At 69.7% G+C, this 13,844-nt stretch carries 12 protein-coding genes and 1 pseudogene; 5 read left to right on the top strand and 8 right to left on the bottom strand.

The genetic code is table 11. The features are described 5' to 3' along the window. Positions 1–22: 22 nt before the first annotated feature. Both ACFSC0_RS14805 and ACFSC0_RS14800 read right to left on the bottom strand, forming a co-directional pair. Positions 23–1,387, bottom strand: a complete 1,365-nt coding sequence (locus ACFSC0_RS14805) for a PleD family two-component system response regulator (protein ID WP_377280809.1) — start codon at positions 1,385–1,387, stop codon at positions 23–25. 4 nt (positions 1,388–1,391) lie between these two features. Then, entirely contained in the window at positions 1,392–1,757 is a 366-nt protein-coding gene (locus ACFSC0_RS14800; protein ID WP_320358393.1) for a response regulator, read from the bottom strand. A gap of 211 nt (positions 1,758–1,968) precedes the next feature. Here ACFSC0_RS14800 and ACFSC0_RS14795 point away from each other — a divergent pair, with 211 nt between their 5' ends. Then, positions 1,969–2,535, top strand: coding sequence for a hypothetical protein (locus ACFSC0_RS14795; protein ID WP_377280808.1), 567 nt, complete (start codon positions 1,969–1,971; stop codon positions 2,533–2,535). Positions 2,536–2,634: 99 nt separating this feature from the next. On the opposite strand, the gene ACFSC0_RS14790 is transcribed toward ACFSC0_RS14795, so the two are convergent. Further along, positions 2,635–3,234: a glutathione S-transferase family protein gene (locus tag ACFSC0_RS14790; protein WP_377280807.1), complete on the bottom strand. Its 600-nt coding sequence runs from the start codon at positions 3,232–3,234 to the stop codon at positions 2,635–2,637. Positions 3,235–3,346: 112 nt separating this feature from the next. Between ACFSC0_RS14790 and ACFSC0_RS14785 the strand changes: the two genes are divergently transcribed. The 4 genes and pseudogenes from ACFSC0_RS14785 to clpA all read left to right on the top strand — a co-directional run. After that, a complete protein-coding gene (locus ACFSC0_RS14785) occupies positions 3,347–4,240 on the top strand; it encodes an ROK family protein (protein WP_377280806.1) in 894 nt (297 codons plus the stop codon). After that, entirely contained in the window at positions 4,237–5,508 is a 1,272-nt protein-coding gene (locus tag ACFSC0_RS14780; RefSeq protein WP_377280931.1) for a DNA polymerase IV, read from the top strand. The genes ACFSC0_RS14785 and ACFSC0_RS14780 overlap by 4 nt, the downstream gene beginning before the upstream one ends. Before the next feature lie 163 nt (positions 5,509–5,671). Then, on the top strand, positions 5,672–6,001 hold the full coding sequence (gene clpS, locus ACFSC0_RS14775; RefSeq protein WP_320358402.1) for an ATP-dependent Clp protease adapter ClpS: 330 nt from the start codon (positions 5,672–5,674) through the stop codon (positions 5,999–6,001). 9 nt (positions 6,002–6,010) lie between these two features. Next, positions 6,011–8,316 (top strand): annotated as a pseudogene (gene clpA / locus ACFSC0_RS14770) (ATP-dependent Clp protease ATP-binding subunit ClpA); the annotation flags it as partial. Positions 8,317–8,492: 176 nt separating this feature from the next. Here the strand turns inward: clpA and ACFSC0_RS14765 are convergent. The 5 genes from ACFSC0_RS14765 to thpD form a co-directional block, all read right to left on the bottom strand. After that, positions 8,493–8,813 (bottom strand): hypothetical protein, encoded by a 321-nt coding sequence (locus ACFSC0_RS14765; protein ID WP_377355196.1) that lies wholly within the window; start codon positions 8,811–8,813, stop codon positions 8,493–8,495. After that, the gene (locus ACFSC0_RS14760; RefSeq protein WP_377280804.1) at positions 8,806–9,687 is read right to left on the bottom strand and encodes an alpha/beta hydrolase; all 882 of its coding nucleotides are present in this window, start codon (positions 9,685–9,687) and stop codon (positions 8,806–8,808) included. Before ACFSC0_RS14760 ends, ACFSC0_RS14765 begins: the two co-directional genes overlap by 8 nt. A 420-nt stretch (positions 9,688–10,107) precedes the next feature. Further along, a complete protein-coding gene (locus ACFSC0_RS14755) occupies positions 10,108–11,478 on the bottom strand; it encodes an MFS transporter (RefSeq protein ID WP_377280803.1) in 1,371 nt (456 codons plus the stop codon). Beyond that, complete coding sequence (locus tag ACFSC0_RS14750; protein WP_377280802.1) at positions 11,475–12,920, bottom strand: aspartate kinase; 1,446 nt, start codon at positions 12,918–12,920, stop codon at positions 11,475–11,477. Before ACFSC0_RS14750 ends, ACFSC0_RS14755 begins: the two co-directional genes overlap by 4 nt. Further along, positions 12,920–13,843, bottom strand: coding sequence for an ectoine hydroxylase (gene thpD, locus ACFSC0_RS14745; RefSeq protein WP_377280801.1), 924 nt, complete (start codon positions 13,841–13,843; stop codon positions 12,920–12,922). The genes ACFSC0_RS14750 and thpD overlap by 1 nt, the downstream gene beginning before the upstream one ends. Position 13,844: the final 1 nt, after the last annotated feature.

Here is a 13,844-nt window from a genome sequence, read left to right as displayed (position 1 = left end):
GGGATGAGCGGTGTTGAGAGGGCTAGGCCGCCCGGGCGATCACCCGGTTGCGGCCCGACGCCTTGGCCTCGTACAGCGCTTCGTCGGCGCGCTTGAGCAGGGCCTCGGGGGTGTCCTCGGCGCCGGAGGCGGCCGCCACACCGATGGAGATGGTGACCTGCAGGAGGTCCTTGTCGCCGCTGGTGCGGAACGGGGCGCCGGCCACGTGTGTGCGGATCCGCTCGGCGATCCGCTCGGCGTCGGTGAGCCGGGTGTCGGGCATCACCACCACGAACTCCTCGCCGCCGTAGCGGCACGGCAGGTCGACGGCGCGGACGTTGGAGGCCAGCCGCACGGCGAACTCGCGCAACACCTCGTCGCCCACGTCATGGCCGTAGCCGTCGTTGATCTTCTTGAAGTGGTCGATGTCGATCAGCAGGGCCGCGACCGGCTCGCCGCCGTGGTTGGCGCGGCGCACCAGCGCCTCGAGCTGCCCGGCCATGTAGCGGCGGTTGTGCAGCCCCGTGAGCTGGTCGGTGACCGCCAGCTCCAGCGAATGGTCGAGGTTGTGCCGCAGATAGTCGGTGTAGCGCTTGCGGCGGATCTGGGTGCGCGCCCGGGCGGCCAGCTCCTGCGGGTCGATGGGCTTTGAGAGCAGGTCGTTGACCCCGATCTCCAGCGCCTTCACCAGCCGCGGCCGCTCGTCGAAGTCCACGACGGCCAGGATCGGCAGGTGGCGGGTGGCCTCGTCGCTGCGCAGGGTCGCGGCGAAGCGCAGGCCGTCGAACCCCTTGGCCCCGGCGTTGACGATGACCAGGTCCACCGGCCCCTTGGCGGTCATCAGCGCCTTCTCGGGATCGCTCTCGACCACCGGCCGGTGCTCGACCGCCAGTTCTGAGACGATCCGCTGGGCCTGGCGCGGCTGGTCGTCGACCACCAGCACCCGGCCGCCCGCGCCGCCGACCCTGGAAGCCGCGCCGGCGATCACGCCCATGCGCCGGCCCGAGGCCTCGCGCTCGCGCAGCTCGTCGATGACCATCTTCAGCCGCGTGAGGCTGCGCACCCGGGCGAACAGCATCATGTCGTCGATAGGCTTGGTCAGGAACTCGTCGGCCCCGGCCTCCAGGCCGTTGATCCGATCCGAGCGGCCGTCCAGCGCGGTGACCAGCACCACCGGGATGTGCCGGGTCGCGACGTCGTCCTTGAGCCGGCGGCAGACCTCGAAGCCGTCCATCCCCGGCATCATGACGTCGAGGAGGATGATGTCCGGCTTCTCCGCCGCCGCCATCGCCAGGGCTGTGGGTCCGTCGTGGGCGGTCAGCACGCCGTAGTATTCCGCCGCCAGCTTGGCTTCCAGGAGCCGGACGTTGGCCTCGATATCGTCGACGACCAGGATGCGGGCGGTCATCGGCCTAGCTCAGCAGCCGTTTGATGGTGTCGAGGAAGTGGGTGACCGAGATCGGCTTGGAGATGTAGGCCTCGCAGCCGCCCTCGCGGATCCGCTCCTCGTCGCCCTTCATGGCGAAGGCGGTCACCGCCACCACCGGGATGTGGGCCAGCTCCTCGTCCTCTTTCAGCCACTTGGTGACTTCCAGGCCGGAGATCTCGGGGAGCTGAATATCCATCAGGATCAGGTCGGGCCGGTGCTCGCGCGCCAGCGCCAGAGCCTGGAGACCCTCGCGAGTCTGCAAGGTCTCATAGCCCTGGGCGTCGAGCAGATCATGAAAGAGCTTCATGTTCAGCTCGTTATCCTCGACGATGAGGACCTTCTTGGCCATCCGGGTCTCGACGATGCTCTGCGGCGCCGGCGCGATTGGCCGACTCGGGTCTCGTCATCGTTGATCTCACGGATATCCTTAAGCCGACGTTAGTCCCGAAATACCGCCCGGAGCCGCGAAAATCCCGAATTCCGTTGAAAATCCGACGCCTGAGGCCGCGAACCTGGGCCTCGTCCGAGGCCGCCCGCTGGTTATCGTCGACGTCGACGAGGTGCTGGGCCTGTTCATCGAAGGATTCGAGCGGTTCGTGACCGCCCAGGGATTCGAGTTCCGGCTGGACCGCTTCGCGCTATTCCAGAACATCTACCGGCCGGGCGAGGACCAGCACCTGCCGGTCGAGGACGGCCGGCGGCTGTTCGACGACTTCTTCGGGACCGCCTGCGGAGAGATGACGCCCGCGGACGGCGGCGCGGACGCCCTGCGGGCGCTGTCCGGGCGAGCGCAGGTGGTGATCTTCACCAACGCGCCGGCCCAGGCGCGGCTGGCGCGCACCCAGTGGCTCGCCCGCCACGGCCTCGACTATCCGCTGCTGCTGGGGAGCGGCCCTAAAGGCCCGATGACCGCCGAGCTCGTGCGCCTGGCCGACGCGCCGGCCGCCTTCATCGACGACCTGCTGCCCAACCTCGACTCGGTCGCCGAGCGCGCGCCGCAGGTCGCCACCTTCCAGCACGTCGCCGACCCGCGCCTTCGCCCCCTCGCCCCCAGCGCGCCGGAGCGGCACCCGCGCATCGACGACTGGGCCGAGCTGGCGGCGGCGGTGGAGAAGGCGATCTCCTGAGCCGTCATCCCGGACGGCCGCCAGCCCGATCCGGGCCCCAGACCGCGGGCGGGGTGAACTGGGTCCCGGCTTCGCTGCGGCCAGAAAGACGACGGGTCTTCAGGCCACCGCCAGCGCCCGCTGGTAGGCGGGGCGCGAGGTCAGTCGCTTGCCGTAGGCGTCGACGGTCGCCGGCAGCTCGCCCAGTTCGAGCATGTCCGCCAGACCGAGGGCGTAGCCTACCGAGATGTCGGCCAGGGTGAACGCATCGCCGGCCATGTAGTCGCCGCGCTGCAGCTGCCGCTCGATCAGGGCCAGGCGGCGGTGGAAGCTGCGGGTGATGACCTTGACCGTGAAGTTGTCCTTCTGGTCCTCCGGAGCCATGAACTTGGTCCCGACGAGGGCGTTCAGCGGCGCCGCCAGGCTCGCCTCGCCGAACAGCAGGAACTGCAAGTAGTCGGGATAGCGCGCATCGCCCGGCTCCACGACCAGCGGCGTCGGCCCGTGCTTGGTCCCCAGGTACTGCATGATGGCCACCGACTCGGTCATCACCACCTCGCCGTCGACCATGGCCGGCAGAGTCCCGGCCGGGTTGGCCTCCAGGAACTCCGGGTCTGGCCGGGCGAACGAGGCGGCGGTGGTCTCGTAAGGGACGCCCAGCTCCTCGGCCGCCCAGATGACGCGCAGGGAACGGCTGCGCGGCGCGTGATAGATCTTCATGAGCACCTCCCGTGAGTCTCCCCTTTAGCCGCCCGGGGCGCCGATGAGAACCAGAAAAGCGCACGATCGTGCACCTTCTCGCGTTCGCCGGACGTTCTGCTAGGCTCGCCGCATGATCCGCTTCGGAGTCGACTTCGGCGGCACCAAGATCGAGGCCGCGGCGCTGGACGCCGAGGGCAAGGTCCAGGCGCGCGTCCGGGCCGCGTCCCCGCGCCGTTACGGCGATGGGCTGGCGGCGGTCGCCGAGCTGGTCGCCGAGGCGGAGCGACAGGTCGGCGCCAGGGCCGAGCGTGTCGGCGTCGGCACGCCCGGCTCGCCCTCGCCGAAGGACGGGCTGATCCGCAACGCCAACTCCACCCAGCTGAACGGCCAGCCGTTCCAGGCCGACCTTGAGCGGGTGCTGGGCCGGCCCGTGCGGCTGGCCAACGACGCCAACTGCCTGGCGCTGTCGGAGGCGGCGGACGGCGCCGGCGAAGGCGCGCGCGTCGTGTTCGCCGCCATCCTGGGCACAGGCTGCGGCGCCGGCGTCGCCGTCGACGGCGCGCTGGTCGAGGGCCGCAACGGGATCGCCGGCGAGTGGGGCCACGCGCCCCTGCCCTGGCCGCGGCCCTCGGAATATCCCGGCCCGCTCTGCTGGTGCGGCCGCCGCGGCTGCCTGGAGGTCTGGATCTCCGGCCCCGGCTTCGCCGAGGACGCCCGCGTCACCTCGGCCGAGGCCGCCGTCGCCGCCGCCCGCGAGGGCCTTCAGCCGCCGGCCGCGGCGCTGGACCGCTACGTCGGCCGCCTCGCCCGCGGCCTGGCGATGATCGCCAACGTGCTCGACCCCGACGTCATCGTGCTCGGCGGCGGCATGTCCAACGTCGACGAGCTCTACGACCGCCTGCCCGGCGCGATCGCCCCGCATGTCTTCTCCGACGTCTTCGAGACCCCGGTCCGCAAGGCGGCCCACGGCGATTCCTCCGGCGTGCGCGGGGCGGCCTGGCTGTGGCCGCTGGCCTCGCCGTGAACGCCCTCTGCCGCGACTGCTTCTGGACCGGGCAGGACCGCCCCCGCCGCTGCCCGGCCTGCGCCTCGCCGCGGATCGTGGCCCACGAGGAGCTGGAGCGCCTGTCCATCGCCCACATGGACTGCGACGCCTTCTACGCCTCGGTGGAAAAGCGCGACCGGCCCGAACTGCGCGACGTTCCGGTGATCGTCGGCGGCGGCAAGCGCGGCGTCGTCACCACCTGCTGCTACATCGCCCGCATCAAGGGCGTCCGCTCGGCGATGCCGATGTTCCAGGCTCTGCGCGCCTGCCCGGAGGCGGTCGTCATCCGGCCGGAGTTCGCCAAGTACAAGTTCGAGAGCCGGCGGATCATGGCCATGATCGCCGAGCTCACGCCGTTGGTTCAGCCGCTGTCGCTGGACGAGGCCTGGATCGACCTCTCCGGCACCGAGCGGCTGCACGGATCTGCGCCGGCGGTCACCCTGGCCAGGCTGCAGGCCCGGATCGAGGCCGAGACCGGGCTGACGGTGTCCATCGGACTGGCCGCCAACAAGTTCCTGGCCAAGATCGCCTCGGACCTCGACAAGCCGCGCGGCTTCTCGGTGATCGGGGGCCAGGAGGCGCAAGCCTTCCTGGCGCCGCGGCCAGTGGGCGTCCTGCCCGGCGTCGGGCCGGCCATGGTCCGCTCGCTGTCCCAGGCCGGCTTCACCACCGTCGGCGACATCGCCCGGGCGGACGTGAAGGTGCTGGCGACGCGCTTCGGCGCGCACGGCCTTCGCCTGCACCAGCTGGCCCACGGCCGGGACGCCCGACCCGTCAATCCCGACGAGGGCCGCAAGGGGATCAGCGCGGAGACCACCTTCTTCGAGGACCTGCGCAGCCTCGCCGACCTGGAGGAGAAGCTCGCCCCGCTCTGCGAGCGCGTCGCCCGCCAGGCCCGGGCCGGCGGCGTCGCCGGCCGGGTGGTGCAGCTGAAGCTGAAGACGGCCGACTTCAAAATCCTCACCCGCCGCCGCACCCTGCCGGTGCCGACCCAGACCGCGAAGACCATGTTCGCCATCGGCCGCGAGCTGTTGGCCGGCGAGGCCAAGGGCCGAAGCTACCGGCTGATCGGCATCGGCCTGGCCGAGCTCGTCGAGGCGGACGCGGTGGAGGCCGACTTCTTCGCCGGCGATGAGAAGAGGGCCCTGGCGGAAGAAAAGACGCTGGACGCGATTCGGGCGCGATTCGGGCCGGGCGCCGTGATTTCGGGCCGCAGCCTGCGGTCAAGGGACGCGGCTCAAGATTGAGTGATGGCCTGAGCTGCGCTGTGGAGCGCAGCAAAAATGAGCGGTTGCGCGTTAGCCGGGCGCGTCGCGACGATTAGACCCTTCCAAACGGCCCTCGATGGCATATCTAATCAGCGACAGGCGGACCGTGGTTAGCGTTAGCGTCTGTCAGGAGACCTGTTCGATGGCCGAGCGCAAGCAAGGTGATCAGGCCACCGGCGTCAAGTCATCGGTGGTTACCCAGACCAAGCCGAAGACACAGAAGCCCTCGATGTATCGGGTGCTTTTGCTGAACGACGACTACACCCCCATGGAGTTCGTCGTCTACGTCCTGGAGCAGTTCTTCAACAAATCGCGCGAAGACGCGACTCGGATCATGCTGCACGTGCATCAGCACGGCGTGGGGGTGTGTGGCGTGTTCACCTACGAAGTGGCGGAAACAAAAGTGGCGCAGGTCGTTGATACCGCACGGCGGCATCAACACCCGCTCCAGTGCACAATGGAAAAGGATTAGAGGCCTAGCTTGCCTTCATTCTCGCGCCCGCTCGAAGAATCGCTCCACCGCGCCGTGGCTTATGCGAACCAGCGTAAGCACGAATACGCCACGCTAGAGCACCTGCTGCTCAGCCTCATCGACGATGAGGACGCCGCCGGAGTGATGCGCGCGTGCGATGTGGATCTGAATGCTCTTCGGACCACCCTCACCAACTACGTCGACAACGAGCTGCGCAGCCTGATCGTGGACGACGGCGAGGACGCCAAGCCCACGTCGAGCTTCCAGCGCGTGATCCAGCGCGCGGTCATCCACGTCCAGTCCTCGGGCCGCGAGGAGGTCACCGGCGCGAATGTGCTGGTCGCGATCTTCTCCGAGCGCGAGAGCCACGCCGCCTACTTCCTGCAAGAGCAGGACATGACGCGCTACGACGCGGTCAACTACATCGCCCACGGCATCGCCAAGAAGGCGGGCGCCTCGGAAGCCAAGTCCGTCAAGGGCGCGGATGACGAGGAGAAGCCGACGGTGAAGACCGGCGGCGAGGCGCTCGAGGCCTACTGCATCAACCTCAACGAGAAGGCCAAGCAGGGCAAGGTCGACCCGCTGATCGGGCGGGCCGGCGAGGTGGAGCGCTGCATCCAGATCCTCTGCCGCCGGACCAAGAACAACCCGCTGCTGGTTGGCGACCCGGGCGTCGGCAAGACCGCCATCGCCGAGGGCCTGGCGCGCAAGATCGTCAACAAGCAAGTCCCGGCGGTGCTGTCGGGCTCGACCATCTTCTCGCTCGACATGGGCGCGCTCTTGGCCGGCACCCGCTATCGCGGCGACTTCGAAGAGCGGGTCAAGCAGGTCGTCAAGGAGCTGGAGAACCACCCCGACGCCATCCTGTTCATCGACGAGATCCACACGGTGATCGGGGCCGGCGCGACCAGCGGCGGGGCGATGGACGCCTCCAACCTGCTCAAGCCCGCCCTCGCCTCCGGCACCCTGCGGTGCATGGGCTCGACGACCTACAAGGAATTCCGCCAGCACTTCGAGAAGGACCGCGCCCTGGTGCGCCGGTTCCAGAAGATCGACGTCAACGAGCCGACCATCGAAGACACGATCAAGATCCTCAAAGGGCTGAAGACCTACTACGAGGAGTTCCACAAGCTCCGCTACACCTCCGACGCCCTGAAGGCGGCGGTGGAGCTGTCGGCCAAGTACATCACCGACCGTAAGCTGCCGGACAAGGCGATCGACATCATCGACGAGGCCGGGGCGAGCCAGATGCTGGTGCCCGAAGGCCGGCGCAAGAAGGTCATCGGCCTGAAGGAGATCGAAAGCGTCGTCGCCAAGATCGCCCGCATCCCGCCGAAGTCGGTCTCCAAGTCCGACACCGAGGCGCTGAAGCAGCTCGAGGTCGACCTGAAGCGCGCCGTCTACGGCCAGGACGAGGCCATCGAGCAGCTGTCGGCGGCCATGAAGATGGCCCGGGCCGGCCTGCGCGACGCCAACAAGCCGATCGGCAGCTACCTCTTCTCGGGCCCGACCGGCACCGGCAAGACGGAGACCGCCCGGCAGCTGGCCTCGACGCTCGGCATCGAGCTCCTGCGCTTCGACATGTCGGAATACATGGAGCGGCACACGGTCAGCCGCCTGATCGGCGCCCCTCCGGGCTACGTCGGCTTCGACCAGGGCGGCCTCTTGACCGACGCGGTCGACCAGCACCCGCACGCGGTCGTGCTGCTCGACGAGATCGAGAAGGCCCACCCGGACGTCTACAACATCCTCCTGCAGGTCATGGACCACGGTCAGCTGACCGACTCCAACGGCAAGAAGATCGACTTCCGGAACGTGGTCCTGATCATGACCACCAACGCCGGCGCATCGGACGCGCAGAAGAACGCCATCGGCTTCGGCCGCGGCAAGCAGGACGACGAAGTGGAAGAGGCGCTCAAGCGCACCTTCACGCCGGAGTTCCGCAACCGCCTCGACGCCGTGGTCGGCTTCCGCCCGCTGACTCCGGAGATCATCCGCCAGGTGGTGCAGAAGTTCGTCATGCAGCTGGAAGCCCAGCTGGCGGACCGGCACGTCACCATCGAGACCTCCGACGAGGCGGCCGACTGGCTGGCCAAGAACGGCTTCGACGAGCTCTACGGCGCCCGGCCGCTGGCCCGGGTCATCCAGGAGAACATCAAGAAGCCGCTGGCCGACGAGATCCTGTTCGGCCGGCTGGTCAAGGGCGGCCACGTCAAGGTGGTCCTCGCCGACGGCAAGCTGGCGTTCGAGATCGAAGCCGAGTCCCCGCCCCGCGAGCCGGGGGCCCCGGTCATCGAGAACCCGGCCGAAGGCGCCGCCGAGGCCGAGCCGGTCGAGTAGCGGCCAGCGCCCCGGAACGACACACGCCCGCCCTGGGAAACCCGGGCGGGCGTTTTCGTTGGCGAGCCTCGGTGACGGGTTGCGCCGCAGGCGCTACCTCTCCCGTCGACCGCGCAGGGTGACAGGTAGGGCCGTTTCGCGCCCCAACCAGTCACCGCTCCCCTCCCCGCGTCATCGCCGGGCTCGTCCCGGCGCCCCTTCGGAGCCAGTCCTCCAGATCGGCGTAAATCTGCGTCGCGGGAAACGCCGGGTCCGTCTCGACCGCCCAGGTCAGATGCACCTGGGCCACCCGCCCGTCGGGCCATGCGAACAGAACGTCGTCCGCGCCCTCCGCCCGGGCGAACGGCGTCACCCTCTCCCCGTCCAGCAGATGCCGCCTTGGGACCTCGCGGGCCAACTCCGCCTGCAGGCGCTCGGCTTCTGCGGCGTCATCGACGGGCGTCCAGCCCTCGGGCCACCTCACGTCAGGCACCGCCAAGCAACGTCCGCAGGCCCCGGCTGAGCGCCGCCGGGATCACCGAGGTGTGCGTCTCGCCTTCGAAGACGTGGGTCGTGAGCCGCAGGCCGGGGTAGCGGCGCCCTTCCAGGGTCGCGGCGAAGCGCTTCATCCCCTGCACCATGTCCCACCGGGGATCCGTCTCTTTCCCGCCCACGGACATGAAGAGGTCCACCGGCAGGTCGGCGGCGGTCCTCGCCACCTCGGCCTCGAGGGCGAAGAGCTCCCCGTCACGCCACCACAGCGAGGGACTGAGCGCGCCGTGGCGGCGGAAGGCGCCGGGTCGGGTCAGCAGGGCGTGGAGGCTGAAGAGCCCGCCGAGCGAGCTGCCGACGAGCGTCTGGTCGTGCGCATCGACGTCGTAGCGTTCGGCGATGAACGGGCGCACCTGGTCGACGAGGAAGGCCAGGAAATCGTCCGCCCCGCCGGCGGGCCGGACCTCGACCGGGAACCGGCCGCCCTCCTGGGCCTCCAGGATCCGCGCCAGGAAGCCCTCGTCGAGGCTGGGGGTGAGGTCGCGCGTGCGCAACGCGCCGTAGGCGTTTCTGGGCCGCTCCACGCCGTCCAGGCAGTAGCCGATCCCCACCAGCAGCGCGGGCGCAGCCCCGTCGCCCTGCTGCAGGAAGCGCAGCGCCTGGGCGGCGATGCCGAAGATGGTGTTGGCGTCGGTGAGATAGACCACCGGCATCGGCCGCCCTGCGGGGGCCTGGGTCGCCGGCAGCGCCACATCGATCTGGTAGGTCTCGCCGATCGCCTCGCTGCGCAGGCGATACCTGCGCGTGCTCGCCAGGCTGGCGCGCTCGAAAGCCTCCGAGGCGGGAGGCGGATTCTCCAGAACGCTCGAGCTCATCGTGCTCAGATCTCCGGCCCGCGCATCAGTTCAGGGTTCTCCCGGCCGCCGTGCAGGACGCGCCAGACGTCGATGTGCTCGTCGCGGTCTATGTAGAATATCAGGAACGGAAACCGGCGTACGGCCCAGGTCCGAAGCCCCGGCAGTTCGAGTTCGACGCCGAACCGCGGTGATCCTGCGCCAGATCGCGTAGCGACCGCGCTCAACGGGGCCACAAAACGGGGGGCGACAGCCGGCCCCGCCTCGGCGGGGCGGCGAGGCGTCGGGCGCCCCGAGGGTCCAGGACAGGCGGCATCCCTTGGGAGGGACAAGGCGGTTCCTAAGCCGCTGCACGCCGTCCTGGTTCGCTCGCGCGGCGGCTGGGAGGGTCCGTTGATCAGGCGGACCGAAAAGCGCCAGCAGGTCGCATCGAGCGGGTCCTTAAGATGGTCCCGCAGGCTCCTGAAGCAAGCGTGGCCGGAGGGGTTTCGAGGCCCCAATCTGGGGCTCCCGAAGGGACCGCCCCGCCGTCTCGGCCATGAAGCAGAGCGCGACCATCCCGACGACGCAGGCGCCCATCATGTAGTAGGCGGGCACCACCGCATCGCCGGTCCGGCCGATCAGCCAGGAGTTCAGCGCCGGGGCGGTGCCGCCGAACACCGAGGTGGCGACGTTGTAGGCGATGGCGAAGCCGGCGAACCGCACATGGGTCGGGAACATCGCCGGGAAGGTCGCCGAGATGGTCGCCAGCTGCGGCGCATAGAGCAGGCCCAGCGCGGCGAAGCCGAGGATGGCGCCGGCCAGCCCCGCGCCCATCAGGTGGTAGACCGGGATCGCCAGCACGAACAGGCCGACGAGCGAGAACCACCACAGCGGCTTGCGCCCAACCCGATCGGATAGCGCCCCCGCAAACGGCAGCAGCACCATCATGAACAGCATGCCGATGATCGGCACGATCAGCGCCTCCTGGGTGGAGAGGCCGAGCCGCCGTTCGAGGTAGGTCGGCATGTAGCTGAGCAGGGTGTAGTTCACGACATTCAGCGCGATGACCAGCCCGCCCATGGTCAGCAGCGCCGGCCAGTGGTTGGCGGCCAGCTCCTTCAGGCTGCCGGCGTGGGCCGTGGCCTTGGCCTCGGAGGCCTCCATCTCGCGGAACACCGGGGTGTCGGCGATCTTGGAGCGCAGGTAGAGCCCGACAAGCCCCAGCGGCGCGGCGATCAGGAAGGGCAGCCGCCAGCCGCCCTCCTGCATCGCCTGGTCGCCCAGCAGCAGCGAGGCGCCCAGCATCAGCAGCGCGCCGAGCGAGAAGCCGGCCAGGGTCCCGACCTCCAGGAAGCTGCCGAAGAATCCGCGCCGCGCGTCCGGGGCGTATTCGGCCATGAAGGTGGCGGCGCCGCCGTATTCGCCGCCCGTCGAGAACCCCTGCACCATGCGCAGGATCACCAGCAGCAGCGGCGCCCAGAAGCCGGCCGTCTCGTAGGACGGGACCAGCCCCACCAGGAAGGTCGCGCCGGCCATCAGCAGGATGGTCATGGCGAGCACCTGCTTGCGCCCCAGCCGGTCCCCGAGCGGGCCCCAGAACAGCCCGCCCAGCGGCCGGATCAGGAAGGAAATGGCGAAGGTCGCCAGGGCGAACAGCGTCGCCTCCTGGGTGTCGCCGGGAAACAGCGCCGCGGAGATGTAGGTCAGGCCGTAGGCGTAGATGCCGTAGTCGAACCATTCCGTGGCGTTGCCGATCGCCGAGGCGGCGACGGCGCGTCGAAGGCCGGGATATTCTTTCGGGGTCCCCTCCCCTGCGGGCCCGCCGCTCATGCCGCGGTCTTCAGCGAACCGCCGTCGGCCGGCGCCACCAGGCGCGCATGCAGCGCCCGAACGGCGGCCTGGTAGTCCTGCTCGTCGACCACGAACTGCAGGTCAACCCGGCGGGTCAGCTGCTGCATGCCCAGGATCTCCACCCCCGCCTCGGTCAGCGCCCGGGCGGCCTCGGCCGTCAGTCCGGGGACGTTCAGATCGCTGCCGATCACGCAGACCAGGGCCACCGGCCGGGTGGCCACCGTCGCGTTGGGGAACTGCAGCTCCAGGTCGGCGATCACCCGCTTGATCTGCTTCGGGTTGGCGTCGAGGTAGTGGGTGATGGTGTTGGCGTTGGAGGCCTTGGAGAGGATCCGCACGGTGTGCCGGGTCAGCACCGCCAGGGCGCCGGCGTCGTAGCCCTTCACCCCGACCATATCCTGCTCGAACAGCTCCAGGGCGGTGACGCCCGTCGCCCCGGCGATGATCTCCACGCGCGGGGTCTCGGAGACGAAGTCGGACCAGATGGTGGTCCCCTTGTCGCTCGGCTCGAAGGTGTTGCGCACGCACAGCGGGATGCCGGCGTGGCGCAGGCCCGCGGCGGCCCGCGGGTGGATCGCCTCCATGCCCAGGTTCGCCAGCTGGTCGGCGACGTCGTAGTTGGTCCGGCCAATCTTCCGCACCGCGTCGGCGCCCACCAGCTTCGGGTCGGCGCTGGAGAGGTGGAACTCCTTGTGGATGATCGCCTCCCGCGCCCCGGTGAGGGCCGCGATGCGGCTGAACACCACCTCGGTGTAGCCGCGGCCGTACTCGGCGATCAGGCCCGGATGGCTCTTGGCGTAGCCGGTCACGATCGGCAGCTCGCGGGCCAGATCGATGTCCTCGAAGGCGGCGGAGATGGTCTCGTCCAGGCTCAGCGCGGCCTGCTCGTCCCAGCCGGTCAGGTCGACCATTCGGGCGTTGACGCCGCGCCGCCGCAGCTGGAGCGCCAGGTTGTGGGCGCTGTGGGCTTCGCCGATCGAGGCCAGCATCTCGCGGACGGCGCCCAGCTGCCCGTCCAGCCGGAAGTGGCCGTGGGCGCACAGGCGCTGCAGATCGGCCAGGCAGGACCTGGCGCGGCAGATCCGGCGCTCGATGAAGAAGTCCGCCGCGGCCCGGTCCTCGTCGTCCTCGAACCGTTCGGCGTTGATCGCCCGCGCGGCCGCGGCCGCCTGGTCCAGCGCCGCCCGCCAGGCCCGGCCGCCTTCGCCGGCCGAGGCGGCGGCGAACAAAGCGTAGACGCCCGGCTCGCCGGTCTTCTTGTGGTCCAGCAGGCGGTCGGTCATTCCGGCGTAGGCCGAGACGACAAAGATGCGCCGGTAGAGAGCCTCGCCCTCGCGCGGCCCGATCAGCACGTTCTGCAGCACCGCCTCGGTGTCGCTGATCGACGTGCCGCCGATCTTCTCGACGCTGTGCCCCGCCATCACGCAGCCCTCGTCTCGACGAGGCCGCCGCCGACCGGCTTCAGCGGCTCGGCGACGTCGCGGGCGGCGACGAACGGCGGCCGCGGCGCGCGGCCGCCGAACGGCTCCACCAGCCGGTTGGACATCGCATTGTAGACCAGGAAGGCGTTGGCCCGCGGATAGGGCGTGATGTTGCCGTTCGAGCCGTGCATTGTGTTGCAGTCGAACAGCACCACCGAGCCAGCCGCGCCGGTGGGCGCGACGATGCCACCCGCCTCGGCCAGCCGGGTCAGGCTGTCGCGATCGGGCACGCCGTACTCCTGCCTGCGCAGCGACTGCTTGTAGTGGTCCTCCGGCGTCTCGCCGACGCAGGCGACGTAGGTGCGGTGCGAGCCCGGCATCAGCATCAGCGGCCCGTTGACCGCGTGGTTGTCGGCCAGCTGCACGGAGATCGAGAGGGCGCGCATGCGCGGCATGCCGTCTTCCACGTGCCAGGTCTCGAAGTCGGAGTGCCAGTAGAACTCCTTGCCGTCGAAGCCGTCTTTGTAGTTCAGCCGCGACTGGTGGATGTAGACCTCGTCCCCCAGGATGTGGCGGACGATGGACACCAGCCGCTCGTCGGCGGCCAGCCGCCGGAACAACGCGTTCTGCTCGTGGATCGCGAAGATCGACCGCAGCGTCCCCGAGTTCGGCTCGGCGATGAGGGTGTTCTCGTCCAGCGAGGCGGGGATGCGCCGCATCGCCTCCAACTCGCGCTGCAGGACCGCGATCTCCTCGGGCTCGAACAGGCCCTCGATGACCAGGAAGCCGTCCTGCTCGTAGCGCTCGCACTGGCCTTCGGTGAGCGGCGCGTCGAAGCGCCAGGGGGTGTGGATCACCGGGTCCTTGCGGGGCAGCCATGCGGGCTCGCCCGCCACCCGGGACGGGTAGATGTCGTCGATCATG

It is taken from the genome of Phenylobacterium terrae, from assembly GCF_042681205.1.
GTDB classification, from domain to species: domain Bacteria; phylum Pseudomonadota; class Alphaproteobacteria; order Caulobacterales; family Caulobacteraceae; genus Phenylobacterium; species Phenylobacterium terrae.
Note: the sequence above shows the minus strand (reverse complement) of the source record. Positions and strands in the feature narration are given on the sequence as shown.

What these genes read in the sequence shown, in the direction of transcription:
- ACFSC0_RS14805 (WP_377280809.1), bottom strand. Translation starts at nt 1,387, where the DNA reads ATGACCGCCCGCATCCTGGTCGTCGACGATATCGAGGCCAACGTCCGG.
- ACFSC0_RS14760 (WP_377280804.1), bottom strand. Translation starts at nt 9,687, where the DNA reads ATGAGCTCGAGCGTTCTGGAGAATCCGCCTCCCGCCTCGGAGGCTTTC.
- thpD (WP_377280801.1), bottom strand. Translation starts at nt 13,843, where the DNA reads ATGATCGACGACATCTACCCGTCCCGGGTGGCGGGCGAGCCCGCATGG.
- ACFSC0_RS14755 (WP_377280803.1), bottom strand. Translation starts at nt 11,478, where the DNA reads ATGAGCGGCGGGCCCGCAGGGGAGGGGACCCCGAAAGAATATCCCGGC.
- clpS (WP_320358402.1), top strand. Translation starts at nt 5,672, where the DNA reads ATGGCCGAGCGCAAGCAAGGTGATCAGGCCACCGGCGTCAAGTCATCG.
- ACFSC0_RS14750 (WP_377280802.1), bottom strand. Translation starts at nt 12,920, where the DNA reads ATGGCGGGGCACAGCGTCGAGAAGATCGGCGGCACGTCGATCAGCGAC.
- ACFSC0_RS14785 (WP_377280806.1), top strand. Translation starts at nt 3,347, where the DNA reads ATGATCCGCTTCGGAGTCGACTTCGGCGGCACCAAGATCGAGGCCGCG.
- ACFSC0_RS14790 (WP_377280807.1), bottom strand. Translation starts at nt 3,234, where the DNA reads ATGAAGATCTATCACGCGCCGCGCAGCCGTTCCCTGCGCGTCATCTGG.
- ACFSC0_RS14800 (WP_320358393.1), bottom strand. Translation starts at nt 1,757, where the DNA reads ATGGCCAAGAAGGTCCTCATCGTCGAGGATAACGAGCTGAACATGAAG.